This is a genomic window from Butyrivibrio sp. X503, from assembly GCF_003625475.1.
Lineage (GTDB): Bacteria > Bacillota > Clostridia > Lachnospirales > Lachnospiraceae > Butyrivibrio.
This window is the reverse complement of sequence record NZ_RAIQ01000014.1, coordinates 1-25,467: the sequence shown is the minus strand read 5'-3', so window position 1 is coordinate 25,467 and position 25,467 is coordinate 1. Positions and strand designations below refer to the sequence as shown.

23 protein-coding genes, 5 tRNA genes, 1 pseudogene, 1 riboswitch and 1 other annotated feature are annotated in these 25,467 nt (G+C 38.4%); of the genes and pseudogenes, 2 read left to right on the top strand and 27 right to left on the bottom strand.

Features of this window, described 5'->3' with window-relative positions; genetic code table 11:
* From D6853_RS15190 to D6853_RS15085, 22 genes are all read right to left on the bottom strand, one after another.
* Positions 1–539 (bottom strand): alcohol dehydrogenase catalytic domain-containing protein (locus D6853_RS15190; RefSeq protein ID WP_158588695.1); only part of this gene is annotated, 539 nt, incomplete at its 3' end.
* A gap of 215 nt (positions 540–754) precedes the next feature.
* Entirely contained in the window at positions 755–2,053 is a 1,299-nt protein-coding gene (locus D6853_RS15185) for a hypothetical protein (RefSeq protein ID WP_120658841.1), read from the bottom strand.
* Positions 2,054–2,152: 99 nt separating this feature from the next.
* Positions 2,153–3,577, bottom strand: a complete 1,425-nt coding sequence (locus D6853_RS15180) for a flippase (protein WP_120658840.1) — start codon at positions 3,575–3,577, stop codon at positions 2,153–2,155.
* Between the two features lie 9 nt (positions 3,578–3,586).
* Positions 3,587–4,768 carry a hypothetical protein gene (locus tag D6853_RS15175; protein WP_120658839.1) on the bottom strand — a complete coding sequence of 394 codons (1,182 nt, stop codon included), beginning with the start codon at positions 4,766–4,768 and terminating at the stop codon, positions 3,587–3,589.
* A 116-nt stretch (positions 4,769–4,884) separates the two neighbouring features.
* Positions 4,885–6,072 carry a glycosyltransferase family 4 protein gene (locus tag D6853_RS15170; RefSeq protein ID WP_120658838.1) on the bottom strand — a complete coding sequence of 396 codons (1,188 nt, stop codon included), beginning with the start codon at positions 6,070–6,072 and terminating at the stop codon, positions 4,885–4,887.
* Positions 6,073–6,093: 21 nt separating this feature from the next.
* Positions 6,094–7,098 carry a stealth family protein gene (locus D6853_RS15165; protein ID WP_120658842.1) on the bottom strand — a complete coding sequence of 335 codons (1,005 nt, stop codon included), beginning with the start codon at positions 7,096–7,098 and terminating at the stop codon, positions 6,094–6,096.
* 163 nt (positions 7,099–7,261) lie between these two features.
* Positions 7,262–8,134: a radical SAM protein gene (locus D6853_RS15160; RefSeq protein WP_120658837.1), complete on the bottom strand. Its 873-nt coding sequence runs from the start codon at positions 8,132–8,134 to the stop codon at positions 7,262–7,264.
* A gap of 36 nt (positions 8,135–8,170) precedes the next feature.
* Positions 8,171–9,097, bottom strand: coding sequence for a glycosyltransferase (locus D6853_RS15155; RefSeq protein ID WP_120658836.1), 927 nt, complete (start codon positions 9,095–9,097; stop codon positions 8,171–8,173).
* Between the two features lie 163 nt (positions 9,098–9,260).
* A complete protein-coding gene (locus D6853_RS15150) occupies positions 9,261–9,908 on the bottom strand; it encodes an SdpI family protein (protein ID WP_158588781.1) in 648 nt (215 codons plus the stop codon).
* Positions 9,895–10,179 carry an autorepressor SdpR family transcription factor gene (locus tag D6853_RS15145; protein ID WP_120658834.1) on the bottom strand — a complete coding sequence of 95 codons (285 nt, stop codon included), beginning with the start codon at positions 10,177–10,179 and terminating at the stop codon, positions 9,895–9,897. Before D6853_RS15145 ends, D6853_RS15150 begins: the two co-directional genes overlap by 14 nt.
* A 163-nt stretch (positions 10,180–10,342) precedes the next feature.
* Positions 10,343–11,359: a hypothetical protein gene (locus D6853_RS15140; RefSeq protein ID WP_120658833.1), complete on the bottom strand. Its 1,017-nt coding sequence runs from the start codon at positions 11,357–11,359 to the stop codon at positions 10,343–10,345.
* A 3-nt stretch (positions 11,360–11,362) separates the two neighbouring features.
* Positions 11,363–12,901, bottom strand: coding sequence for an MBOAT family O-acyltransferase (locus tag D6853_RS15135; protein ID WP_120658832.1), 1,539 nt, complete (start codon positions 12,899–12,901; stop codon positions 11,363–11,365).
* Positions 12,902–12,931: 30 nt separating this feature from the next.
* Positions 12,932–14,455 carry an amino acid adenylation domain-containing protein gene (locus D6853_RS15130; RefSeq protein ID WP_120658831.1) on the bottom strand — a complete coding sequence of 508 codons (1,524 nt, stop codon included), beginning with the start codon at positions 14,453–14,455 and terminating at the stop codon, positions 12,932–12,934.
* A gap of 4 nt (positions 14,456–14,459) precedes the next feature.
* A complete protein-coding gene (locus D6853_RS15125) occupies positions 14,460–14,684 on the bottom strand; it encodes an acyl carrier protein (RefSeq protein WP_120658830.1) in 225 nt (74 codons plus the stop codon).
* Positions 14,685–14,720: 36 nt separating this feature from the next.
* Positions 14,721–15,803: a diaminopimelate decarboxylase family protein gene (locus D6853_RS15120; protein ID WP_243108375.1), complete on the bottom strand. Its 1,083-nt coding sequence runs from the start codon at positions 15,801–15,803 to the stop codon at positions 14,721–14,723.
* Between the two features lie 363 nt (positions 15,804–16,166).
* Entirely contained in the window at positions 16,167–17,462 is a 1,296-nt protein-coding gene (locus tag D6853_RS15115) for an ATP-binding protein (protein ID WP_120658828.1), read from the bottom strand.
* A 161-nt stretch (positions 17,463–17,623) separates the two neighbouring features.
* Positions 17,624–18,679: a DUF3795 domain-containing protein gene (locus D6853_RS15610; protein ID WP_120658827.1), complete on the bottom strand. Its 1,056-nt coding sequence runs from the start codon at positions 18,677–18,679 to the stop codon at positions 17,624–17,626.
* Positions 18,680–19,272: 593 nt separating this feature from the next.
* Positions 19,273–21,033 (bottom strand): threonine--tRNA ligase, encoded by a 1,761-nt coding sequence (thrS, locus tag D6853_RS15105; protein ID WP_120658826.1) that lies wholly within the window; start codon positions 21,031–21,033, stop codon positions 19,273–19,275.
* Between the two features lie 96 nt (positions 21,034–21,129).
* Positions 21,130–21,343: a binding site (T-box leader), on the bottom strand.
* Positions 21,344–21,397: 54 nt separating this feature from the next.
* Positions 21,398–21,805 (bottom strand): GNAT family N-acetyltransferase, encoded by a 408-nt coding sequence (locus D6853_RS15100; RefSeq protein WP_120658825.1) that lies wholly within the window; start codon positions 21,803–21,805, stop codon positions 21,398–21,400.
* Positions 21,806–21,824: 19 nt separating this feature from the next.
* The gene (locus tag D6853_RS15095) at positions 21,825–22,307 is read right to left on the bottom strand and encodes a GNAT family N-acetyltransferase (RefSeq protein WP_120658824.1); all 483 of its coding nucleotides are present in this window, start codon (positions 22,305–22,307) and stop codon (positions 21,825–21,827) included.
* 29 nt (positions 22,308–22,336) lie between these two features.
* Positions 22,337–22,660 (bottom strand): MazG nucleotide pyrophosphohydrolase domain-containing protein, encoded by a 324-nt coding sequence (locus tag D6853_RS15090; RefSeq protein WP_120658823.1) that lies wholly within the window; start codon positions 22,658–22,660, stop codon positions 22,337–22,339.
* Positions 22,661–22,898: 238 nt separating this feature from the next.
* Positions 22,899–23,141 (bottom strand): helix-turn-helix domain-containing protein, encoded by a 243-nt coding sequence (locus D6853_RS15085; RefSeq protein WP_120658822.1) that lies wholly within the window; start codon positions 23,139–23,141, stop codon positions 22,899–22,901.
* A gap of 123 nt (positions 23,142–23,264) precedes the next feature.
* A riboswitch (cyclic di-GMP riboswitch) is annotated at positions 23,265–23,338 on the top strand.
* A gap of 70 nt (positions 23,339–23,408) precedes the next feature.
* Here D6853_RS15085 and D6853_RS15080 point away from each other — a divergent pair.
* On the top strand, positions 23,409–24,308 hold the full coding sequence (locus D6853_RS15080) for a hypothetical protein (protein ID WP_120658821.1): 900 nt from the start codon (positions 23,409–23,411) through the stop codon (positions 24,306–24,308).
* 161 nt (positions 24,309–24,469) lie between these two features.
* Positions 24,470–24,649: pseudogene (locus tag D6853_RS15655) on the top strand (tyrosine-type recombinase/integrase); the annotation flags it as partial.
* A 161-nt stretch (positions 24,650–24,810) separates the two neighbouring features.
* Here the strand turns inward: D6853_RS15655 and D6853_RS15070 are convergent.
* From D6853_RS15070 to D6853_RS15050, 5 genes are all read right to left on the bottom strand, one after another.
* Positions 24,811–24,896, bottom strand: a tRNA-Leu gene (locus tag D6853_RS15070).
* 55 nt (positions 24,897–24,951) lie between these two features.
* Positions 24,952–25,024: transfer RNA gene (locus D6853_RS15065), tRNA-Val, on the bottom strand.
* Between the two features lie 32 nt (positions 25,025–25,056).
* Positions 25,057–25,130: transfer RNA gene (locus tag D6853_RS15060), tRNA-Ile, on the bottom strand.
* 12 nt (positions 25,131–25,142) lie between these two features.
* A tRNA-Glu gene (locus tag D6853_RS15055) sits at positions 25,143–25,214 on the bottom strand.
* 37 nt (positions 25,215–25,251) lie between these two features.
* A tRNA-Asn gene (locus tag D6853_RS15050) sits at positions 25,252–25,324 on the bottom strand.
* Between the last annotated feature and the right edge of the window lie 143 nt (positions 25,325–25,467).

Sequence of the window (25,467 nt, the reverse complement as noted above, 5' to 3'; positions counted from 1 at the left end):
AGACCAACAGGTCCGATACCGATTACAAGAACAGTATCACCGAACTGAACATCTGCGAGCTCTACACCATGGAATCCTGTGGGAACCATATCGGAAAGCATACAGGCATCTTCAAGTGTCATACCCTCGGGCATGTGTGCAAGGTTACCGTCAGCATCATTAACATGGAAAAATTCAGAATCAAGACCATCCTTGAAATTAGAGAATTTCCATCCGGCAAGCATTCCGCCTGAATGCATTGAGTATCCTGCCTGTGCTTCAAGTGAATTCCAATCGGGTGTGATGGCGGGAACAAGAACCTTGTCGCCGGGTTTGAAATCCTTAACCATACTACCAACTTCAACAACTTCAGCACATCCTTCATGTCCGAGGATCATATTGTGACGATCTCCTACTGCACCTTCCCATACTGTGTGTACGTCGGATGTACAAATAGCGATCGCAAGAGGACGGCAGATTGCGTCCATCGGGCCGCAAGCCGGGCGTTCTTTTTCAATCCAGCCCACCTCGCCGATTTTCAACATTGCAAAACCTTTCATACTACCTTCTCCTTTTCTGTAAATTTTATCTGTGAATTTTTTAACAGACCCAATACATTTATCTATATTATATAGGAGTATGGCAATCGTGTCATCAAAAATTATCAATAATGTACATCTTTTTTGATGGCAGGCCATAAAAATACTGTGATTTTGCCTTTTCTACAAAGTATAGTTTCCCCTTTTGCAGTATTCCCTTAATGCTTAGTGTAGTCTCAGTTTTCAATTGGAATTATCGTCTCAAGAATCGCAAGGACAACTGCCATCATCGTTCCCGCGAGATTTCTGAATGTAAAATACGCATGGTCCATAGAATGCTCCCTCGCTCCAAAATACCATACAAAGGGAATAAGACCAGCGAATAACAGCGTAGACACTACCGCTGCATTTACCTTTATTCTTCTCCTATTCTTAATGGCAACAACCACTGCCGCAATAATCGCTATCATCAATACCATCAGAACCGGCACTATAAACAGCATCCTGAAGTTTGCAAGTACTGTTTCAAAAAAGCCGTAGTGAACCTCTCCGTTGCCACTTCTGTAGATCACCTGCTCAAGACCTTCCGCAAGAGCATTCTCTTTTCCCCCTGAAAAAACAGTTCCGACTACCCACTTAAGTCCCCACATGCCAACGTATCCTACTCCCCAGAAAGCAAGATAAGTGATGACCGCAAGGATACCCTCCTTAGCGGAGGTCAGCAGCTCTTTTTTCCTTAAGATCATATAGGTCAAAAGAGGCATCAAGAACGAAACTATCGGATATGTCAGGAAGTCAACGTAGACCACGATTATACCCACAAGCAGGAAAAATATGGGAGCATCTTTTTTGACATCGATCCTGTCACCAAACAAAAGCACTGTAAGGAGCGCAAGTAGCGTAACATTCATAACTGCGGCGTACTGGAAATTCATGGCGCAGCTGACGGGATTAAGAACCGCAAGAGCGCCTGTAAGCGCAATTCCAAGCCTCATGTTCCCGGTCTTACATACTGCAAGCTGCATGATAACCGCGATCATGATCAGCTCAAACAGGAAGTTCAGAATCCTCACGCTGTTAAGACTCATAAGGAAAAGAAGCGGCTTTAGCGGCACAAGATAGCCGTGCCAGTACCTTACATAGTTAAAGATAAAGCTCTCACCCTCGTAATCCGTAAGCTCCATCACTGCGTCGTTGTTGACACCCTTGTAGTCGTGATGGGGAACTATTGCCGCATTCAGAAATGGATTGCTATCGTCCTCGGCCGCCGGGTATATCGCATTGGCGAGGATAAATGTAGCATCCGTATAATCATCAAGCATTGTATATTTGTAGCCCTGAGACCACTCAGGGTTAGTTGTGACACCCTCGTACTGCCCAATGGAGTTCCTGACATTATCCCTGATCCTGGGTGTCGGAATCGCATAGGCCGCCACCAGGAGCAGATAGCCCAGGATTGTGGATATTAGGAGGGTTAGTATTGTTCGTTTAATAAGTGTTTTGATCATTGATTCAGAAATCTTCTCCAACTTCATCTATCTTTTCTTTTAATATCTTAATATTATACACTTTTCCAAAGCACATTTTCTTGTAATATGATTCTCATCCTGACTAATTCCGAATCGGATTCGGAATTAGTCAGAACGTGCTACTTTCAATCTACTAACCCCCATAAATACTGCAAGTGAACCCAGGTATACTACGCCACCCATAACTATCTTAACCATCAGCGCAAGTATCTCATTGGAAACCTTAGGAGTATACTGCCATAACAATACAAACATCAGCACTCCGGCAATCACAAACGGAAGCGAATTCAAAATATTTCTTCCGATATTGGCTTCTTTGAAAACGCAGACAGCTTGAACGATGCAGACGGTTGCGTACGCAACGAAAGTTCCGATTGAAGCTCCGACCGAGGCATACTTAGGAATAAGTATCAGATTTAAGATCAGATTTAAAGTTGCTCCCATTATCAAAGAAAAAACATATATCTTATCTTTTTTTCTCGGAATAAGATACTGCGTTCTGATAACATTAGCAAAGGCTTCGAACATGCTTCCGGGAAGAATTATATAAAACAAAAAATTGCACTTATCAAATCCGGGTCCGTAAAAGATAGGAACAAATTCTTTCGAAACAGTCATGATGCCAAAGCATATCGATGTAGCCAGAAACATCGCAACTATAATGGACTTATCAAAAGTGCTCTCCATGCTTTTCTTACTGTCACCTCGCGCTAGCATGTTGGACATTCTGGGTAGCATTACAATTCCAAGCGCATTTACAAAAGCCATTGGGACTCTTATAACATTCTCAGCACTGTGATAATATCCAAGCTCAGAATCCGTCGATAAAACACCAAGCATGATCTTATCCATAGTTCTGTAAATGCTGACTGCAACCACAGGAATAAACAAAACCAGATTGGGCTTTATATGTTTTATCACGCCTTCGGCGCTTACTTTGCAAAAAGAAATCTCATTATTTAGTAAGGGAATTACAACAATCTGATTCAAAAGCATTCCGCCGCTGAAGAACAGCGCGTATAGCCACACGTCTTCAGGTCGTTTTACAAATATAAAAATACAGACCATCGTCAATATCTTGGTCAAAACATCCCTTGTAGAAGTAACCTTGAACTTCTCCAATCCATACAAGCACCAGTTAACATCGATAAGAGAAGAAAAGACATATATCCCCATCATAATGCCCAGCATCTTGTTCGGCGCCAATGTCAAACTGTAGATCGCATAAACCGAAAAAAGAATCACTCCCAGAATAAACTGAAAAGAATAAATCTCCCAGAAAGTTTTTGAAAGTTCTTTTTTATCATCTTTCACATAAGCAATAGTTCTGTTTCCGTAATTATTCAGACCAAGCTTTATGAAAATCGTAAAATAAAAAGCTACCGAATACGCATAAGCATACTCACCAAGCCCATCTGCCCCAAGCACTCTCGAAAGATAAGGCATGGTAACAAGAGGCACCAGTATGTTTGATAATTGGTAGATAGAGTTAAATATGAAATTTGTTTTTGTGGAAGATAATTTACTCATATAATCACCCTACCAAGATAGTTTAATCCTTGAAAAGATTCCCTTTCTTTCATGGCTCAAGCTATCTCTCTTATACAATGGATAGGATAATAAAAGCAGAAATAAATTTTGTGACATCGAAAAAAAGTTATTTTCCATTATTCCGTAAATTGCATATAAGCACAGTATCTCGACAAGCATATACTGTCTCAAATCTTTAAGCATGATCATTGTTCCTATGTACAAAGCAGAAAACAATAAAAGTACGATTACACCATACCTCATAAGAATACTCATATACGCATTGTCCAACCAAAAATGATAAAACTTGCCAAGAGCCGGACGATTTACTATTAGCTGAACATCCTGACCAAACAGCTTAACTCCATAATAATTCAAAGTCCTGTGGCAATGAGAAAACCTTCTGGACATAAATACATCCAATCGCTTAAGCATTGGATATTTAGAAATCTGCATAAACGACAATATCAAGCTTAAAGCAATACACACTACAGCTGTTACTATTAGATTCCTCATCATCCTCTCAAATTCAATACCAAATTTCTGCATGAGAATATGAATAAAAGTAATTACAGCAAGAATAACAAGTGCATAGAAAGAAGTCTTGGAATTGGCTACTTTATTAACAAAAACTGCCGCAATAACTATAATACTCCAATCAATTATATTAAATCTCTCACGTCTGATATAACATCTGCACACCACTAGGAGAAAAATCCTTACTCCTAACATATTAGGATGACTGAAACCCAATGAGTGCCTCAAAATAGCCCCTCTATATAATGTAACCTCCGTAATAAAACCGTTGGCAAAAAAATAAAACACCACCAATGTCATAATAAGTTCTGTATAGTATGAAATTTTGGCTGTCTTATCTATATCAATATATTTTGAAGCAACCACAAAAATCCAAGTCGACATAATAGTATTATGTCCCGAATTCAAAGTACCGAGGATAATTGGTAAAGTAATAATAGCAATAAAAGCAAGTTCCTTAATCTGATATTTCTGAAAAAATACTATCTGAAGCAAAAGCAAGCATAAAATAACATATGCCATAGTGTCGTTTATATCTTTTATCTTCCAAATAAATATCTTATCCAAAGTTGAGCTAAACAATACTTCGGTTGAAAACCATAATATCAAAATAAAATATATGAACTTCTGTCCAAATACTTCTCGCTTTCCCATCAGTGCTCCCTAGCTATTATTCTGAACATATTACTATCATCTATCGTTGATCAATTATTTTTTATTCCATATTCACTATCCATCCCTTTACGGCTCAAACAGAGCCACTTCAGATTTTATTTAATAGTACCTTTCATATTCGAATCATATATCTCAATTATTTTAGGGTATACGCTATCCATTTGGAGATTATCTACTGCATATTTGTATCCATTTTCTGCAATCACCTCAACTGCTTCAGGATTGTGAATACAAAAAGATATTTTATCTGCCAGTTCTCCGGGATTACCTGAATGATACAGTAGTCCGGTCTCATTATCCTTGATCAATTCGCTTGTGCCACCTGTGTCTCCCCCGATCACTATACACTTGTTTAGCATCCCCTCAATTGTAGTCCTACCAAAGGCTTCCAATGTAGAGCATGTACATAAACAATTATAATCCCCAAGATTTTTATATGCGTCAGGAATAAAACCATCAAAAAAAACTGACTTTCCGATTTCAATTCCATTCTTCGAAATCTCTGTTTTTATTTCATTTAAATACTCACTATCTTTTTCAGCCCCAATAAAATGAACCTCACATATATTTCGATCTTCTTCCGGTAATAACGCTAATGCTTGCACTAACTCCAGCTGACCTTTTTCTCTTAAAAAACGTCCTAAAAGACATATTCTGAATTTGTCTTTAGGCTTATTTTTTTTCTTATCCCTAACAGTGGCAACATCAAAGGCATTGTAAACAACTTCTATGTGAGGAGTAAAAACTTTCTCATGAAATCTTTTTACCGCACCGGAAACAGCAATAATTTGACACGATTTATTGATCACATCTATAGCATGTTTGCTATCCGCAAATTCCAATGATAAACCTCCCTCCAAGAATTCCCTAATATGCCAAACGACAGGAATTCCCAGATCATTTGCTACTTCTGCACACATTCCACTAGTCAATCCATTGATATGTACTATATCTATTTTCTTATTTTTCAACACTCTTCTCAGTAATAATAAATCAATCGGAATTAAAACAGCTCTAATAGCCATTTTGATCAAATATGTCATTTTTGACACACGCTCATTGATTCTCCTGACCCAAAGCCGTCTTTGAGGAACAACAACCGTTTCGATCGCCCTATTTCTTAATTGCTCATACAATGTACCTTTCTTCTTTAATAATGCCACAACATGATACTCTGAATTACACTCAATCCATTCAGCCAATCCTAAAAAAGAATATGCAGCACCTGCAGTCATCTCTGATACCTCTGTAGCCAGCATCAAATTGTATTTTTTTTCTGCCATATACTTACGTTTCCTTCTCGATCACAGTTCAAATTTACTCTTCTGAGGTAGTAAATGATCCAATTGCTCATTTATCGCTTTCTTATAACGCATAAATGTCTCATAAGAAATATCTGCGTCATTTATACATATAGCAGTACCTTTTGGACTACGCATATAATCGATACATTTATTGAATGCATCCTCGTCGGTTAAAACAAAATTTTTTCCAAATCCTGCTCTTCTTGGCCAAAATTCGCCTGCTGCTATCTGCCAATTCCTCATTGTCCAATGTGAATAATCAAATTTCGTTCTATATCTATTGTGACAAGTGTCCATGAGCAAGTCCGCTTCTTTTTCCCATAACGTATCAAATGTAGATTTTAAATATGAATATGGTAGATGAATCTGTCTGATTTCCGGAAAAGCTTTGCATGGTAATAAATACAATGTTTTCAGCATCTGCTTTCCATACAAGGGTGTAAACCATTTACTGAAATTTCCAAAAATCGACTTCTTCATTTCAAAATACTTATTGATTATTCCTGTGGCTTGTAAACTCGAATACAGTTCCATCTTAGTAGGCGACACAGAATGAATATGAAGAAATGCTGAATCACAAGGAAGCCCATGAGAAAAGAAATCTGTGGGCTCTGCCTTTTTTATTAAAAACATGTCATCATTAAATAATACAAATTTTTCTGATAGCTCAGTAATCCTATTAAGCATCAACTCAATTGGATTACTGTTGAAAGTAGGCAAGCAATCACTTGGCATGTAATCCTTGTGGTTAACTATCTTAAGCTTCGGATGATCTGTATTTAGCCATGAAGGAATATGTCCACAGGTTATAAAAAAAATATTATTTACCCAAGGAGCAAACGCCTCAACTCCTCTAAAAAAATACTGGAGATTATCCCAGTTTCGATACCTCGTTTCAGACACATCATCCTGAGTCGACGGAACAAATTTCTTTTTATCTTCAAGCCAATTTGGGTCTGTTTCATCCACCCACAATATCACAAAATCAATCTTTTCTGGTTTCATAATTCACTTGCCTCTTAACTATCTCATCCCAAAACTATTAGTTTATTGTCTCTATCTCAGGTTTAAATCCAACTCCTGAGTAGAAAGATCGTACTACAATCTTCATTTTGCCAAGCTTATCTTTTTTCTCTCTAAGCAAGATATACTGCAATATATAATATTTTCATTCTCTAACCCATTCCGTTATCTTTTTCTCAGTTACTCCCCATTCAATACCACTACAATAATGAATATTATCGCAATACCTACATGCCGGTACAAATGTAGCCATTTTTTTCATTATAACTTTAGGATCATCGCACTTATAAATGTCTATATAGTCATTTTCAGTAATTTTAATATCTGTACCAAAAAAATTATTGAAAGTAAAAAAGTTGGGGATAGTCTCACACGTATACAATTTTCCATCTTTTAAGGTGATGCATTTATTACCTTTCCCGCACAACTGATAACTAAGTCTAGGATTCTGTCCTCCCCTAATATCAATAGGAGTCATGTACATAGTCTTAAGAACATCTCCGGATTCAAAAGCATACTCAAATTTCACACCTTTTTCTTCAGCATAAGCCTTAGCACCATCATAATCATAAGGTATGGGATACTTAGTTACGTATAACAAAACATTATTTTTTTTCAATCCATCCCAAAAAGCATCATCTTGCTTAAGTAAAAGAGTTCCATTTGTAATTATCCGGACTAATGCATTGGGAAATAGTTTTCTTGCTATACTGCAATAGATTATTATGTCCTTGTTAAGAAGCGGCTCTCCCCCCATCATTGTAATCCATTCAACATCATCGCCAAAAATGTATTGTAGTCGTTCCAAATCTTTTGTGTAACTATCTATACTTAAATAATTAACTTCAGCAAGACATGAAAAATTATCACAACCCTTACAATTCAAATTGCAATGATCTATTACATGTATTTCCACTCTGAGTTTTTTCTTTGGTTTTTTTGGGTTAAATATTATTCTCATAACCTGCCACACTCTATCGGGAATGTAGCCTTTAATTATATTTCTGATTCTCCCCATAGTAATTCCCTCATTTTAGTAATAAATTTCATAAAGTCAATCTTGTAGAAAGTCTACTATAGCACTATCTATTTTTTCTATCGAAGGATTAAATCTAGCCCCCTCTATATATCCTGTAATAAGTGTATTTATCTTTTCTTTTTTTTGCTCTCTTTCTGATAACACAATACTAAAAAAGGTATACACAAATTTTGCTAAAAGATAAGCAAATCCAGGTATTCCCAACTTTCTATAGCAATGTACATCATTTCTGTACAAGGTCTTATATCGATACATTCTATCGCTTGTATCTTTAACTATGCTTGCCTTCCTGTTTACTTTCATTGCATGCGTTACTTTGCATGCCGGAACAACATATATAGGATATTTCTTCCCTACTCTGCTACAAAATTCATAATCTTCTGTATATATGAAATATTCAGATATTGGAAGTCCAACCTCTCTTACTACTTTCGCGCTAATGAACATAGAAGCAAGAGAAACCATGCGGACTTTCACAAAACGTTTTTGGTAGTCTTTATCCTTCATAAATCTGAATAAAGTTTTCTTTTGGCGATTAGATTCGCATATGCTTCCATCTGTCCAATATGCCGCCCCTGACAGAATTCCCCAATCACCATAAAGTTCCTTATCGGCAATGAGTAGCTGATTCAAAGCATCTTCATGTGGAAATACATCGTCATCCATCACCCATATATAATCATGTCCTGATATAATAGCTTCTTTTATTCCTCGTGAAGTTCCTGCCGCGCATCCGGTGTTTCTGTCCAGTTTTATATATTTAATATTATTCAGTGAAAAGACTGTTTTAAATAATTCCTCCGTTCCATCATCACTTCCATTATCTACAACGACAATATCGCAACTTGCATTCTTTTGAGCCAGGATTCCATCTATACACTTTTTCAAAAGATCTTTTCTGTTATATGTAACTACAACAGCACATACCCCGCCGTTTCTCATCTAAACCTCATTTTTATATTTTTCATAAAACACTATTATGATCAAATTTGCACCTAAATACTCGCATTAATTATACCCTATATATTGTATTTTTGTCATAGCAAAATGCGCAGATTTTGTGCCAATCTGCGCCCTATCTATATCTCTTTTCCTTGCTTTATTATCACTCTTCTCCGTTTTCGGACATTTTTCTGTAAATCAAATATGAGTATGTCGATGGAACGAGGATCATAGCAACGAATACCGGGAGCATCACATAAATTCTCCATTTAAAAAAGCTGCTGATCATTATGAGAAGTCCGCCAACCACCCAGATGAAACCTGCAAGCCTGTGCGTTTTGTTCCAGTTCTCTTCATTGTCCAGTGTCCATGGCAGTTTGATCCCCATCATATAGCTTTGCTTTGTCTTGGGTAAATAGTTTCCGATGAAAACAAATAACAAGCCCACAGATAGCGGAGTAACGACCTGAACATAAGTCTCTATTTCAAATCCCGATGCGAGAGTTGCACTTGAACAAATTAGTGAAACCAACGGGATGGACCAGAACACAACGGTCTTGAGCTTTGGACTCATGTTCTCATACTTAGGGTCGAGTCTCATCAAAAGAGGAAGCGAGATATTCACAAGCAGCATCACCGCGGGAAAAACTATTGCGCCTACAAGTTTACTTTCATATCCGTTGGGCTTGCCCGATATATCCCAATGCGTAGTCAGCTGTTCAGGCAGGCTCGGATACAGTATTATTCCGACAATTACAGGGATCAAACACACCATAGATGTAATTATTAAAGTCTTTTTATTTTCTTTCATTAGTCTCGTCATCTCCTTTCAGATCGGATATCCACAACATGACTTCTTCAAGTACCGAAGCGTTGAGACTGTAATATATAAAATTCTTTTGCTTAGACTCCGTTATAAGCCCGGCTTTCTTAAGCTGAGATAAATGATGCGATATCGTAGCTCCCGTCATATCAAAATGCTCACATATATCCCCTGCGGATAATGTATTATCCTTGAGCAAGTTCAATATGGTACGTCTTGTAGGATCAGACAGAGCTTTCATTGTTTCGTTAAAGCCCATCCCATGCACCTCCACAGTATTTAGATGTTTATCTAAATACAATATAACCCCCATGACACCTCATGTCAATAACTATTTCGAAATTCATCTAAATACTTTTTTGCATAAAACTTTTTGAGCAACAAAAAAAGAGAAGCAACTGCTTCTCTTTTGATTTTCCGACTTATTCCTCAATATGCTCTGTCAAAGCAATTCCGTCATTTTCAGCCCTAAACTGCTCATAAGAGCTATTCCAGTCAGCGTATGAGGCATCACCTGCATGACTTTCGAGAGCATAATTCTGCATGAGATATTCGCCCATATAATGAGTCAGCTTGGTGGCACCCTGTATGTTCACATGGTCAGCATCCGACATATCCGTGGCATAGTCGATCACACAATTGTCCATAACGGTAAAATCAATAAACGGAACATTGTATTTCTGCGCCGTAACAGATGCCGCATTTATTCTCGCCTGCTTATCTTCACTGTTTACTTCGGGAGAATGAACAAACACAACCTGTATACCTTTTGCCTGAAGCTCCTCTACAGTCTTTTCCAGATACGTAACACCTTCGGTCTGTGTAGCCGCCTCATCAATACGGAATTCATACTCCGGTCTTTCAAAGACTGTATACTCATGATTTGTAGCATAGCCCCTTAACTTTGAATAATTCCTCGAAAAGTCATCCGCAGTAAGTTCCGACCATCTGTCATGGTAGATAATAAAATCAAATAAAAGTTCATGTCTTGGATCTGAAGGATCCAGTGTATCATAGACCGCTTTCACCTTAGTCAAAGAAAGCGGAAATCTGTCCCACGCAAGATGTACGCTGTACATATCCTTGTACTTTTCAGTCTGACCATATTGGCTGACCTCGATAACAACCACCTTTGGAGTTGTATATTCGAGTGCATTTTTAATTGTCCAGTATGTCACCGGTAATCTCTCGGAAGTATTTCCAAAATTGTATGAAGTAATACCGCACTCATCCCACATCTGAAGCGGATTTATCATAAGTTGCATATTGCTGCTTCCGAAAAAGAGGACATCAAAATCATTTTCCTCTCTGAAAAATGCCTCATATTTTTCATAAGCATCTTTTCTTTCGAGTACCTTTGATGCATACATAACCATCATTGCAAGCAAAACAATACCCACTACCGCTTGCGCGAAAGCCTTTATCGATTTTGATTTCATATTTTAAAAGCCTCCATAAATGAAGTCATCAGCATTATAAGATGATCCGTAGATTCCAAAGATCAAAGTTATCATTATGATACCTGCAGTCAGTGCATATCTGAAAAGCCATGGCTGAGCAGCGATGCGCTCTCGTATATGCACGCCTTTTTCCTGTTTTACGCTGACAACATACCAAATGATCACTCCGACGCCAACCACAAAGAAATCCTTGTAAGTAAGGCTGTACATTTCAATATCTGTGATAACCCTATACCAACTGAAATTATGGATTATCCGGGAAAAGAGCCTCTGAAATCCATTAAAAGAACCTGTGATAGTGAACAATTCTCCGATTGATATCAGTATCCATGTCCTTGCTCTTCCAAACAGTTTCATTGCATAACTGTCCCTATCTATAGAAAAGCATCGATCCAAAAATGAAAAGAACGGTTCAAATATCTGGGCGCTCGCCATAATAAAGCCATGCCACAATCCATAGGCAATGTATGCAAAACTGAGTTCATGCCAAAGACCGATCAGTAAAAATGTAAAGACAGATACAAAGCCTGCCGGAATTGTTCTCCCTAAATGCGCATTTTTCTTTGAAAGCTTTGAAGAGAGACGTGCATATGTTTTGGACAAAGCAAGCGGATAAAAAACATAGTCCCTTATCCAGTTGCTGAGTGAAATATGCCATCTATGCCAGTATTCACCGATTGTCGTAGCAAAAAACGGTCTATTGAAGTTTTCCGCGAGACGTATTCCGAACATCTCCGAAATACCTCTAACCATATCTATTCCGCCAGAGAAATCAGCGTACAGTTCGATATTGAATAAGAATACCGCCACAACTACAAGTGAGCCTGCAGGCGCATCGGTATGCTCGGTAATTTCGTTTACAAATATTGCAAGTCTGTCTGCTATGACCAGCTTCTTAAACAGTCCCCACAGAAAAAGCCATAGACCGGATCTTATCTGTACGAAATCAAGGCTATGTCTTTCAAAAAACTGGTGGTGAAGTTTATCAAATCTGTTGATGGGACCTTGAACAATCTGCGGAAAATAAGATACAAAAAGCGCGTAATGTAAGAAGTTTCGTTCAGCTTTTACATCGCCTCTGTAGACATCGATAAGATACCCTATCGACTGAAATGTATAAAAAGACATTCCGAGAGGAAGGATAAGCCAGCTATACGGGAGATATTTTTTGCACTTGAATACCATCAGCATTCCAAAAGCGATAGTAACAATGATAGTCAAAAGAATTCTTTTCTTTTTGGAAACCATACCTTTAAAGGCTTTCTTCTCTTCTTTTGACCATATTTCTTTATTTTCTTTTATGCTGCTCTTTTGAAAGTCCGAAAGCTGTTCAAGCTTTATTGCACCAAAAAAAGTCATAACAGTGGTAATAACCAGAAATACCGAATAGATTGGGGTTGTATACAAATAAAAAGCCAGACTTCCCACTAAGAGAACAATCCACTGATGATTCTTAAATACAGAATAATATGCTAATAAAAGTACAGCTACAAACACCAAAAAAGAAAATGAATAAACCATTTTAGTTAATCTCCGGATAATAACAAAATCTTATTCTAGCTCCGCCAGTTTTTTTCTGTCTATTTTTGCATGAGCATTCATGGGCAATTCCTTCATATAGACAAATTTATTTGGAAGCATAAAAGCAGGAAGCGACTTCCTTATCTGCTTAATAATGATATTATCGCATTCCGAATCGGCGCTGTAATAAAGGTATATCATTTCCTTAGACTCTTTATACACAGCACATGCCATCTTTATCTCATCGATAGCGTTGACAACCGTCTCTATTTCACCCATTTCGATACGATGTCCCATATGCTTGATCTGATGATCTTTTCGGCCTACATAATATAGATTTCCGGATTCATCATAATATCCAAGATCTCCTGTCCTGTACATCAGATCTTTATAAGCAGTCACCTCAGGATCCTGGACAAAAGCAAGCTCTGTCTGCTCAGGATTTCTGTAATATCCCAAAGCAAGACAAGATCCCTTGACGCATATCTCGCCTCTTTCGCCTGCTTTGCGTATCCTCTGCATAGTATCAGGATTTATCAGGAACATTTCCGTGTTGGCAAAGCTGTTTCCTATGGGAATATTATCTGTGTCATTTAATCTGCCTTGTATTATATAACTGCTGCAGTTACAGGTAATCTCGGTAGGGCCATACAGATTAACAAAAGTTGCATCTTTCCAATAATCCATCAGATAATTGAGACATTTAATAGGCATTACCTCTCCGGAAAACATTACCAGAGAAATACTGTCGGGAATGCACTCATCAAACAACTTAAAATTCTGAACTATTCTGAGCGCAGATACTGCCCATATCAAAACATTAACGTTGTTTTCCTGCAAATACGGCAATAATGCCGCAGGCATAACAAAATAACTCTTGGGTACAATAACCACTGTGCCACCCAGATTCAGACTATTATATATATCCTTTACGGAAACATCGAAATCAAACGGAGCCTGATTTGCCATGACAGGCTGATCAGGAAAAGGAAATTCTTCAGCGAATCTGTGTACAAGATCAATGACACTTCTATGACTTACAAGAACGCTTTTGGGAACTCCGGTCGTTCCGGATGTAAAGATTGCGTATAACGGATCTGTATCGATAACAAGCTTTCTTACTCTATCAATTTCTTCACAATAGTCCTCATCTAACGCTTCTGCCTGTTCAACCAAAGAGTCAAAAGAGTCTGCCTCTACCGGAAGTTTTCTGGTAGTAGCCGAAAGACATCTTGCAGGCTGAAGTGTCTCAAGCATTGCCTGTATTCTTTCTACAGGAAGGGTCGGATCAATCGGCACATAAAAATTACCGCTGTATACGACCGAGAGAAAAAGCTGGAGGCTCTTGATGTTCCTATCGATAAAAACCGCAACGGGTCTGTTTTTTTCAAAAGACTCCATCTGAGCATTTTTTCGTATCACAAAAGCGATCTTTTGACATCTGATCAAAAGATCGTTGTAGTTTATCGCTTCATCTTTATCCTTAAAAGCCACACGTTCAGGATATTTTGCAGCACTGCTCTCCAAAAAGCTTAATACATTATACTCATTCATAACATCATTCCTGCATCTTTTGGATCATATCCCACATTGCTTTTGCACTGTTGAAATTCTCGGGTTTTAATTGAGATACGTTTACCTCAATATCAAATTCTTCATTTATGGCATTTACAATATAAATAATATCGAAAGAAACAAGTATTCCGTCATCGATAAGAGCTTCCTCGTTTTCAAAATCCACATCAGGTCTTGCTTCGTTTAATATTTTCATCAATTCTTCCATTTTAAATATCTCCTATTATTTTAGTTGTACTGATGCTCACGCATTTATTCCATAAGTCGGATCACTGTCTCTGAGCATTTTACATGAACCGTCTGCTTCCTTGATATAAACAGCCGGAAGATCTCTGCTAAGGAACAGGTATATACCCTCAGTAATTGAGTATGCACCAATGCTTTCAAAGATTAACCTGTCACCAATCTGCGGCTTTGATATCATAACCGCTCTCGCGATCATGTCATTAAAAGAACATAACGATCCGTAAAGATCACAAGGAACCGCTTCGTTATCATTCTCCCTATCCATCGTGATAATGGGAGTTTTCATAACCATGTTCTGTCCATAATAGCTTATATGGTTTCTGCCACCGTCAAGAATGAGTATCGGAGCATCAGGTGTACCTTTAACATCAGCAACAGAAGTAACATATTCACCGCACGAAGCAACGAAAAATCTTCCCATCTCAAGGTTTACTCGATAGCTGTATTTTGCATCAGCTATATACTTCACCAGCTCTTCGTATACAGTGTAATAGTTATCAAAATCATCACCTACAAAATACGGAACTCCAAGTCCGGGGCCATACTCAAGCAATTCAGGTTCAAAGCCATATTCACTCTTTAATCTGCCAATGAATTCTTCAAGTAATTTAAGCTCTGATTCGATCTTACTGAATTTCTTTTTCTGAGTGCCTGTAAAATAATGAATCCCGAATATATTAACACTCGGATGATTATCCCGATTCTTTATAATCTCTTCAATACAGTGCTCATCCATACCGAATTGTGCGCCATTGGAAAGCCTCGGGAGCAATCGGATTTGGATATCAGTCTTTTCTACCTGCCTGACGATCTCATCATACTGATGCATGGATTCGGCAGTGAAAACTCTTACGCCATATCCAAGGGCATCTGAGATCATCCCTGATTCCTTGTTGACACCCGACAAAATAATTTTGTCCGGATCAACTTTGTAGTGCATGCATATTTTCAGTTCGCCCCAAGAACAAACCTCAAAATGATCTACTAACTTGTCAATATATGGAATAAGAAAAGGATTCGCCTTAATTGCATAACAAAAACGCAGGTCATCACTTGTATATTTCTCTCTAATGTCATACAACTCAGTAATGTGTCTGCGTAATACACTCTCATCAAACAAATAATAGGGAGTTTTCAGTTCAACGCCGCCATTTGTCAATTATATTCAACTCCTTCTTATAAATAACCAAACAAAAATCTATTTGTTTGCAGCGTTAACATTATATCATTATCCAATTATTTTGTCATATTGCTATGATACAATGTATTTTGAAAAGCTTACCCAGCTAAAAAAACAAACAAACAAACAAGAGAAGCGAATAACGCTTCTCTTGTTTACTGCCGGCGACCGGGATCGAACTTTTCGGGATTCCACAAAGCCGCAGAGAAAGGGGACTAGCCGACCTCGTCTCTTTTATGGACCACTTTGTGGACCACTTTATTACTATTTAAAAATATTTTCATCTAAAAGGAATTGCTCTATTCCAAGATAGACAATTCCGTTTTCATCCTGCCACGGCTTTAGATAATCCCTTACAACCACAATCTTGCTGAAAGAATCTGGTATACGCTTTAAAGAAGCAATCTCCTGCTCTTTTTTCTCCGGATCCGCTATGGACAATGCCGATTGTACATAGAATCTTTTTTCACCTTTATTAACAACAAAATCCACCTCAAGTTGTTTCCGAACTTTCTTTCCATCAGGATCCTTCGTATTATATTCTACCACTCCGACATCAACATTCATGCCTCTTCGTATCAGGTCATTGTACAGCACGTTTTCCATAATGTGGGTTTCCTCCAGCTGTCTGAATCCCAGCCTTGCATTCCGAAGCCCAAGATCCGTGTAATAATACTTTGCCGGAGTCCCGATATACTTCCTGCCTTTTACGTCATATCTAACTGCCTTTTTAATCAGGAATGATTCTTCAAAATAACCGATATATTTTTCAATCGTTTCAGAGCCAATGGCAATTTGCCTCTCACTCTTAAAAGTATTAGACAATTTAGTCGGATTGGTGAGGGAACCAATTCCCGATGCCAAAATGTCCAACAGAATAGACAGTACTTCCGCATCATTCTTTATTTCATGACGTTCCAAGACATCTTTAATATATGTCCTATCAAAAAGATCTTTCAGATAACGGCTCTTTTCTTCATGTTTTTCAAGCGCAGTTGCAAGAGGCATGCCTCCGTAAGTGTAATAATCCTGCCATGCACCGCGTTTGTCGTCCTCATATTCATTATAGAATTCCGCAAAAGAAAGGGGATACACCCGTATCTCATCACCTCTGTCCCTAAACTGCGTCAGGATATCGGAAGACAGCATTTTGGAATTACTTCCTGTCACATATACATCTGCGTTTTTCATTTGCATAAAGCCCAGAACCACATCAATAAATGTTATCTTGGCATCTGGATTATCTACATAGGGATTTTGTATTTCGGAAACAAACTGAATCTCATCTATTAGGATATAATACTTTTTTCCATCTTCGGTCATACGTTCCCTGACGTATTTATCAAGTTCGATCGGATTACGATACTTTGCATTCTCCAACACATCCAATGCCAAAGCAATGATATGGTCCTCTTGAACTCCTTCACTTATAAGCCAATCGCGGTACAACTGAAAAAGCAGGACAGACTTACCGCTTCTGCGAAGCCCAGTTATTATTTTTATCCGTCCATTGTCCTTCTTAGATATTATCTTGTTCAGATATTGTTCCCTAGGATACATGCGCAATCACCTCATGATTTTTTTGCGGATAACCGCACTTATTTCACATATAGCATATCCCTATCCTCCCGCATTGTCAATTTCATACATGATTTTTTTGCGGATAACCGCATTTTTTCATGCGCCGATGTGATATATAAAAAAGCATCTTATATCCATTCCTATCTGTTTTCTTCAAGGAGCTTTAATCCCTCATCCAGGTCATACCCAAGTATTTCCTGAATCTTCTGAAAATCATACTTCTTATGCAGATTATCAAGAACGGCTGCCAATTCCTTCTTGCCATGCTTATGAATGAACATTGCCATAGCTTTCACTGCATTTGCATCACTTCCATTTGAATAAAAGCCTATCATACAGCCTGCCAGATTATCACAATCATAACACCCATCAAGGCCTTTTCCCTTACAACACGTAGCGTTGGGGCAAGTTCTGTCAGGGCAGCAGGTCGCGTAGGAACAAGTATTATAGGATGTCCTACAGCCGCCACACCATTCTTTCAAAAAGCAATGATTACAGGAAAGTCCACAGTATGCTATGGGATCTACGCCTTTCCTTGCCTTACGACATAGCTCGTTCTTAATCCGGCACATTGCTTCGACGTGCATGATCCAGTGTCTGGAGAAAGGCATCTGAATCAGTCCTTTAATATCCTTTCCGCACCAATAATCGATCAGCCAGAATGCATCTTCATCCTTACTAACTGTTCTGGTTTCGATAATCCTTTCCCTGTCATCATCAGTAAACTTCCTCTTTAGGTCTTTGTATTGCAGATCTTTAAGCAGCTCATTTGTTGAATCCATCACTGTCCTGCAATAATCATACAAAGCTCTCACATCGAGTTTTGCAGAAAACTCCGCGATTTCCTCTCCTTTCAGCTCATTGCCTGTGGTGATGATAGGACTGTTTATCCTGTGAAGCCAATCATCCGTAAAGAGGATTTGACTGTCCTGCGATATCAGTGTATGTGCCACAATATCCTCAATCCGAAATATATGCCACAGGGAATACCCAAGAGTCTTGCTGTGATACCCCTTCGCTCCTGCAAAAGGCATCAGGTAAAAGGCTTCTTTCGGGTATGTATTAACAATTGATGTTATCTGACCAAAAAGCTCTTCTCTTAGCTCAAGCAGAACTTTAATCCCTTCATCAAAGCTCCCTTTCTTTCCGATCAGAGATTGCATTTTCTTGTTTTTTTCTGACCATTCCTTATTCATATCGATTCACTCCTTCAGCAGTGCGTACATCTACACAGTACCCCTTATGAAACCATCCCACTTATATTATTAAGCCTACCATGTAACACTAAAAAAGTCCTCACCCACACAGATAATATCCCAAATTTCACTGAATCTATATGAAAACGAATCCTTTGTTTTTAATACAAAAAAGAGCTGTAAACCCAGATAATATTTAAGTTTACAGCCATTTTATTACTGCCGGCGACCGGGCTCGAACTTTTAGTGGTCTCGCAAAGCCGCATAGAAAGGAGCTTCGCCGACCCCGCCTTTCTTTTGTACCAAATTTGTACCACTTTCGTATAGCTCAAATCCTCTTGAATACTGAATAAAATGAGAATATGGTTGTACCACTTTACATGAGCCCTTCATAATATGATTTTATCATTTCCTGAGATACTGGAACTTTATAGTCCTTAAGCTCAGCGTAGATCAACTCGGTCAGTTTCAATAGATTTGTCAATCTCCCTGAACCAGTGCAACAATCTTATTGCACTCTAGACTGACATTCACTATGTAATCCAATACATTTTGCCTATCCTGCGGACTAAATATACTATTCATCTTAATCATCAACTCCTTCTTATCAAACCTATGAAATCAGCCAACTCCATCTCACCCATTTCCTGCTTATCTGCTTCAGCGTCACGCTGTCTGATAGATACAAGATGACTAGCCTTTTCTTTTTCCCCGACTATGATCATATAAGGAACCTTCTGCATTCTTGCTTCACGGATCTTAAAGCCAAGCTTTTCATCGCGATTGTCAAGCTCTGCGCGTATCCCTTCCTCATAGAATTTTGCCATGATCTCTTTTGCATAATCGTGGTATTTATCAGATACCGGCAACACTTTAGCCTGTACTGGTGAAAGCCAAACGGGGAACTTTCCTGCATAATGCTCAATCAAAATCCCCATGAAGCGGTCAATCGAGCCAAATACAACTCTGTGAAGCATGATCGGTCTATGTTTCTCGCCGTCTTCACCAATGTAATCAAGGTCAAATCGCTGAGGAAGCTGGAAATCAAGCTGTATTGTTCCGCACTGCCATGTTCTTCCAATGGAATCTTTTACGTGGAAATCAAGCTTAGGGCCATAGAAAGCGCCATCACCTTCATTGATCTTATATGGTTTTCCCACTCCTTCTACTGCCGCCTTAAGAGACTCTGTCGCCAGCTCCCAGTCCTCATCACTTCCTATTGAATTCTCCGGTCTTGTGGATAGCTCTATCTCATAAGGAAATCCAAACTTGGAATAAACCTCATCTATAAGTCTCATAACACCCTGAATCTCAGATAAAACCTGATCTTCACGCATAAAAATATGTGCATCATCCTGTGTAAAGCATCTTGCCCTCATGAGGCCGTGCAGAGTCCCGGACTTTTCTGCTCTGTGGACAATTCCAAGTTCCCCACATCTGATTGGAAACTCCCTGTATGAATGAGGCTTTGATTTATAAACCAGCATGCCTCCAGGACAGTTCATGGGTTTGATGGCATAATCCACATCATCAACGCTTGTCACATACATATTATCTCTGTAATGTTCCCAATGGCCTGACCTTTCCCAAAGTGACTTTGTCAGCATTATTGGTGTGGATATCTCCTGATAGCCTTCACGGACATGGATTTTTCTCCAGTAATCAATCAGCAGATTCTTAAGTATAAGGCCCTTTGGGAAATAGAAAGGAAGTCCAGGGCCTTCATCCATCAATGCGAACAACTCCAGCTCTTTTCCCAGTACTCTGTGATCCCTTGCCTTTGCCTCCTCAAGCTGATGAAGATAATCATCCATCATAGATGCCTTTGGAAAAGAGATTCCGTATATCCTTGTAAGCATCTTATTATGTTCATCCCCACGCCAGTATGCCCCTGCAACTGAGAGGAGCCTGACTGCCTTTATGTGACTTACATTAACGATATGAGGGCCAGCACAAAATTCCGCGTAGTCGCCCTGTTTGTAAAAAGAAATTACTTCGCCCTCAGGAAGCTCCCTTATCATCTCAAGTTTAAACGGCTCATTTGCATTCTCCATATAGAAAAGAGCGTCTTTCTTAGGCAGCTCATACACCTGAAGTGACAAGGATTCCTTGATGATTCTGCGCATTTCTCCTTCTATTGCACCAAGGTTTTCTTCGTTAAAAGAAAAGCCAAAATCAAAGTCATAGTAGAATCCATTTTCAATTGCTGGTCCTATAGCACACTTTGCCTGTGGATAAAGCCGCTTAACAGCCTGTGCCAGAACATGGGCACTTGTATGCCAGAAAGCCTCCTTTCCCTCCTTTTCATCAAAAGATACTTCCATTACCTGACCATCTCTTTGTAATACTTTCATAATGTGTTGCTCCTTTCGTAAAAAGAATTATTAGTATCTGCAACAACATAAGAAATAGTGTCAAAAAATAAAAAAGCACCCAAAAGATCCACTGATCTTAAGGGTGCATTATGCACGGTTCCACCTTAACTTTTTACTTCAGATTCTAACAAATCCTATCCTTTGACGCAGGCATACGGCAACGCTTACTGTTGTTCAGCATTGCAGCTCAGGAATGGTTTTCGTCTGTTATCCTCATAAATGACTTCCACCAAGTGTCACTCTCTCTGGATGATTCATCACAAACTACTCTTTCCGTCAACGCTTTTCTTATGTTATTGAAATGATTCTAGCAAAGATCATCTTATAATGTCAACACTCACTTCTAGCATTCTATATATTTAGTCATTCCACGGCTCTTCGAAAATCCGAATCTCTCATAAAAGCCTTCCTTACCCTCTGCAGCAGTAAGACCAACGCTTGTGAAATTCCCCTTTTCAGTGTGTTCTGCTATATATTCCAAAAGCTTATTTACTATGGCAGTTCCAATTCCTTTGCCTTGATACTCCGGAAGTACTACTATCTCCTGAAGATACCAGTACATAACTCCATCGCCAACAAGTCGCCCCATTCCAACTACTTCATCATCTACTAGAGCCACCACATCATAGAGATTATTCTTAAGCGCTCTTTCGACAAATTCTGTCGGTCTTTCTCTAAAACCTGCAGAAATCTTCAACCTAATAAAATCTTCAGCCTTAAGCTTATTTTCTAAGAGCTTATACTCTAACATAATGAAACATCCCCTTTATTCATAATTTCAGAGTTGCAATCAATTCCTCTCCATCCATTTCGCCTGTTTCTTCAAATCCAAAGGATGCATAAAGTTCCTTCGCTACTACATTCTCAGGCTCATAAGACAACCAGCAGTAATCCGCCTTTCCACAGGGAAATGTCCTGATAAATTCAAGCGCAAGCTCGACAGCTTTTCTTCCATATCCTTTATGCTGATACCTCTGATCTATCATCAGCCTCCAAAGGTTGTAATTGCCATTCGCGATATCCGGTGCATCATCCCAGTAATCGTCTTTGTCAAAACCAATCATAAGAAACCCCACAAGCTGCTCATCATCGTATATCCCAAATGGAAAAGCATAACCATTTGCAGTTATAGTCGTATAAGCTTCTATGATACTAACGTCATTACTGGCAACAAACTCTCTTTGATCTTCTTGTACAGAAAGCCTCAGAGCATCCCAGACATTTTTACCATTTATTTTCTCAAGTCTTACCATAGTGCATATCTCCTCATATGTAACAAAAATTACCAACGCTTCATATTCTTTTCAAATTTCTCAGAATATGCCTTTTTCAGCTCATCAGCAGAAATACCATAGCAAAGCATGACGTCATTGTAATACATGAGAACATCAGCCATTTCTTCAACAAGGTCTTCTCGTAGTGAAGGATCAGTAGAAGCCTTGCTTCCGCCATTTTTCTTCACAATATCTATAACTTCGCCAATCTCACCCACCATCCAAAGAAGCTTATTCTTCCCAGTCTCAGGCCCAATAGGTTCCCATTTATCTTTATACTTTTCTTGAAGTTGTTTCTGCATTTCCTGCATTTCATTCATTGTAAAATCCATAGCTTCTACCTCAATCAAACTAACATTCTTTTTGTATCATAATCCCACAGTATCCAATATAACAAAAAAGAGAAGCGCAATCTACTTACGCTTCTCTCTTCATGCCGGCGACCGGGATCGAACTTTTGGGGATTCCGCAAAGCCGCTAAGAAAGGAGCTTCGCCGACCACCCACTATTTATGGACCACTTTGTGGAACCATTTGATTGATTTCAATTACGCCAAAAAGATGTATATTATTAATCTTTAACAGGCTCTAAATCCTTGAATAATTCATTATCAAAAAAATCATTTATTGATATCCCTAATGCATCACAGACTAACTTAATTGTAACTATACCTGTATTTCTACTTGTTCCATATATTATATTCTTTAAAGTCGTGCGGGGCATTCCTGCTTTTGTCGCGAGTGCATTTATTGTTATGTCATTTTCTTTACATAAACCAATAATTCTTTGTCTTACAGCATCTTCTATAGTCATTCCCCTCACCTCTTTTATTAGAGTACAAAAGGAATAAAATAAATGTGGACTTTTAAAAGTCCATATGCTATAATTCATCTCGCAATCAGAAAAAAGTACACTTATGAATACTTTTCTGTTTAATTATATACTGGGCAAAATTAGAAAAATCTAATGACGCAAAGCTATAGGGTCCGCAAGGATAGCCAGTTGCACTCAATGTATAGCGATGCGGTAGTATCGCTATTTTTGTTTTATCAACATTTAAGAAAAAGGAGACACCTAAAAATGAAAAGAATAATAGCACCATTATTAGTATTCTTGCTATCTTTCACACTAATAGCATGTGGAAATAATCAAAAAAAAGATGTAAAAAATGCTTTGGTGGAAAATGGACTTTCTTCGGAAGAAGCAGATGAATTTGTAAATGAATTCTCTGAAGAGGATCTTGAATATCTAACTGAAAATTACGAGGGAGAACAAGATGAATCTGAAGCTTCAGAAGATGAAGATATCAAATCAACATACAATGAAAAACAGTTTGAACCTTGCGAAGAAATCATCAATGCTTCACTTAAGGATGCTTATGTTCAGATAGATGATGTTCTTCTAAAAATGGATGGCTCAATGACTATAGGCGAAGTAGTTGACCTATTAAAACAAGGCGTTGATGGCGAGTATTACAGTTTTTCTGCAGAAAGATCTGATGAAGAATTTCAATTTGATACAGCACTCATTGCTAAAAATGAAGATATGTATATAGTAGTATATAAAAATGGTAAAGAATATGCTGAATTAATGGCCTTCTTTGACGAGGGACAATCTGAGGAAAGTGCTATTCTTGTTAAGAATGCATTGTTTGTTGATTTACGTCCATTCGCAGTATATGACCCAAAATGCTTAGATAATATTTTTATATTTAAAGGAATGCCTTTTAACGGTACTGGATATGACTATACAAGCATTGAAAACTTAATTCCTCCGGAACTTGCACCGCCAGAGAAACTTTTAGATTCTATCTATTTTGACGATGATTGTTTTCAAGTAGTAGCATGGGACAATAATCCTCTTCCTAGCGGTCGTAGATGTAAACGTCTCTATGATTTTCAAATTGATATGTCTACACAACAATTAGTAAGAGTTTATATGCGTTGTGATAAGATCATGACACCATTATCGACACCATAATGATATAATAATAAAAAATTTTTTTGATTTATATAAAAAAGCATATCAAAACAATTATAACGGCTATGCCTCAGAATTCTCTGCGGCATAGCCGTTAGTTTATTGGTTTATATATAAAAAGCAATTTTTGACTTTAACTCTTCCATCCTTATCTATCCAGTCATAAATTACGATTCACTGTTGCATCAACTCTAAAGGCTGCAGGAGTAAAAACTGAATATTTGCAGAAAACTTTAGGTCATTCTAATAGAGCTATGACAGAACAATATATCTACGAAACTGTAGAAGAACCAGACGATATTGAAAATCAGCTCATGAAAGCATTAAGCATCGAATTATGATTATGCATAAATCATGCATAACATTTCACGAAATTAATTTGGTGTAAATGCAGGTGTGCCAAGGGATGGACCTCTTTTGGACCAAGATGGACCACTTGCATAAAACAAAGAAAAAAACTGTAAACTTAGATATACTCTAAATTTACAGCTAATCACATTACTGCCGGCGACCGGGATCGAACCGGTACGGGTATTACTACCCACGGGATTTTAAGTCCCGGGCGTCTGCCAGTTCCGCCACGCCGGCATCTATCATATGATAAATGATAAAAAATACGCGATATGCGCAAACATATCGCGGATGGGGCCTACAGGGCTCGAACCTGTGACCCTCTGCTTGTAAGGCAGATGCTCTCCCAGCTGAGCTAAGACCCCTTAAAAATTAAACTGGGTAATAAAACAAAAAATGGAGCTTCAGGGACTTGAACCCGGGACCGACCGGTTATGAGCCGGTTGCTCTAACCAACTGAGCTAAAGCTCCTGAAAATAAAAGTGACTCCGACGAGAATCGAACTCGTGTTACCGCCGTGAAAGGGCGATGTCTTGACCGCTTGACCACGGAGCCTTATTTTAAGACCGCAGTTACAGTCTTCACTTTTTAGCTCCCCCTGTCGGACTCGAACCAACGACACTTCGGTTAACAGCCGAATGCTCTACCGACTGAGCTAAGGAGGATTATTTCCTTTATTGTACCTTCAAAACCGAACACTGAATATTTCCAGATTTCTATACACCTATATAGGATAAGCCCTCGACCTATTAGTACACATCAGCTGAACATGTTACCATGCTTACACCTTGTGCCTATCTAACCTCGT

Excerpts from the sequence above, each read along its gene's own strand:
- D6853_RS15185 (WP_120658841.1), bottom strand. The coding sequence starts at position 2,053 with ATGAAGTTGGAGAAGATTTCTGAATCAATGATCAAAACACTTATTAAA.
- D6853_RS15180 (WP_120658840.1), bottom strand. The coding sequence starts at position 3,577 with ATGAGTAAATTATCTTCCACAAAAACAAATTTCATATTTAACTCTATC.
- D6853_RS15175 (WP_120658839.1), bottom strand. The coding sequence starts at position 4,768 with ATGGGAAAGCGAGAAGTATTTGGACAGAAGTTCATATATTTTATTTTG.
- D6853_RS15170 (WP_120658838.1), bottom strand. The coding sequence starts at position 6,072 with ATGGCAGAAAAAAAATACAATTTGATGCTGGCTACAGAGGTATCAGAG.
- D6853_RS15165 (WP_120658842.1), bottom strand. The coding sequence starts at position 7,098 with ATGAAACCAGAAAAGATTGATTTTGTGATATTGTGGGTGGATGAAACA.
- D6853_RS15160 (WP_120658837.1), bottom strand. The coding sequence starts at position 8,134 with ATGGGGAGAATCAGAAATATAATTAAAGGCTACATTCCCGATAGAGTG.
- D6853_RS15155 (WP_120658836.1), bottom strand. The coding sequence starts at position 9,097 with ATGAGAAACGGCGGGGTATGTGCTGTTGTAGTTACATATAACAGAAAA.
- D6853_RS15150 (WP_158588781.1), bottom strand. The coding sequence starts at position 9,908 with ATGAAAGAAAATAAAAAGACTTTAATAATTACATCTATGGTGTGTTTG.
- D6853_RS15145 (WP_120658834.1), bottom strand. The coding sequence starts at position 10,179 with ATGGGCTTTAACGAAACAATGAAAGCTCTGTCTGATCCTACAAGACGT.
- D6853_RS15140 (WP_120658833.1), bottom strand. The coding sequence starts at position 11,359 with ATGAAATCAAAATCGATAAAGGCTTTCGCGCAAGCGGTAGTGGGTATT.
- D6853_RS15135 (WP_120658832.1), bottom strand. The coding sequence starts at position 12,901 with ATGGTTTATTCATTTTCTTTTTTGGTGTTTGTAGCTGTACTTTTATTA.
- D6853_RS15130 (WP_120658831.1), bottom strand. The coding sequence starts at position 14,455 with ATGAATGAGTATAATGTATTAAGCTTTTTGGAGAGCAGTGCTGCAAAA.
- D6853_RS15125 (WP_120658830.1), bottom strand. The coding sequence starts at position 14,684 with ATGGAAGAATTGATGAAAATATTAAACGAAGCAAGACCTGATGTGGAT.
- D6853_RS15115 (WP_120658828.1), bottom strand. The coding sequence starts at position 17,462 with ATGTATCCTAGGGAACAATATCTGAACAAGATAATATCTAAGAAGGAC.
- D6853_RS15610 (WP_120658827.1), bottom strand. The coding sequence starts at position 18,679 with ATGAATAAGGAATGGTCAGAAAAAAACAAGAAAATGCAATCTCTGATC.
- thrS (WP_120658826.1), bottom strand. The coding sequence starts at position 21,033 with ATGAAAGTATTACAAAGAGATGGTCAGGTAATGGAAGTATCTTTTGAT.
- D6853_RS15100 (WP_120658825.1), bottom strand. The coding sequence starts at position 21,805 with ATGTTAGAGTATAAGCTCTTAGAAAATAAGCTTAAGGCTGAAGATTTT.
- D6853_RS15095 (WP_120658824.1), bottom strand. The coding sequence starts at position 22,307 with ATGGTAAGACTTGAGAAAATAAATGGTAAAAATGTCTGGGATGCTCTG.
- D6853_RS15090 (WP_120658823.1), bottom strand. The coding sequence starts at position 22,660 with ATGGATTTTACAATGAATGAAATGCAGGAAATGCAGAAACAACTTCAA.
- D6853_RS15085 (WP_120658822.1), bottom strand. The coding sequence starts at position 23,141 with ATGACTATAGAAGATGCTGTAAGACAAAGAATTATTGGTTTATGTAAA.
- D6853_RS15080 (WP_120658821.1), top strand. The coding sequence starts at position 23,409 with ATGAAAAGAATAATAGCACCATTATTAGTATTCTTGCTATCTTTCACA.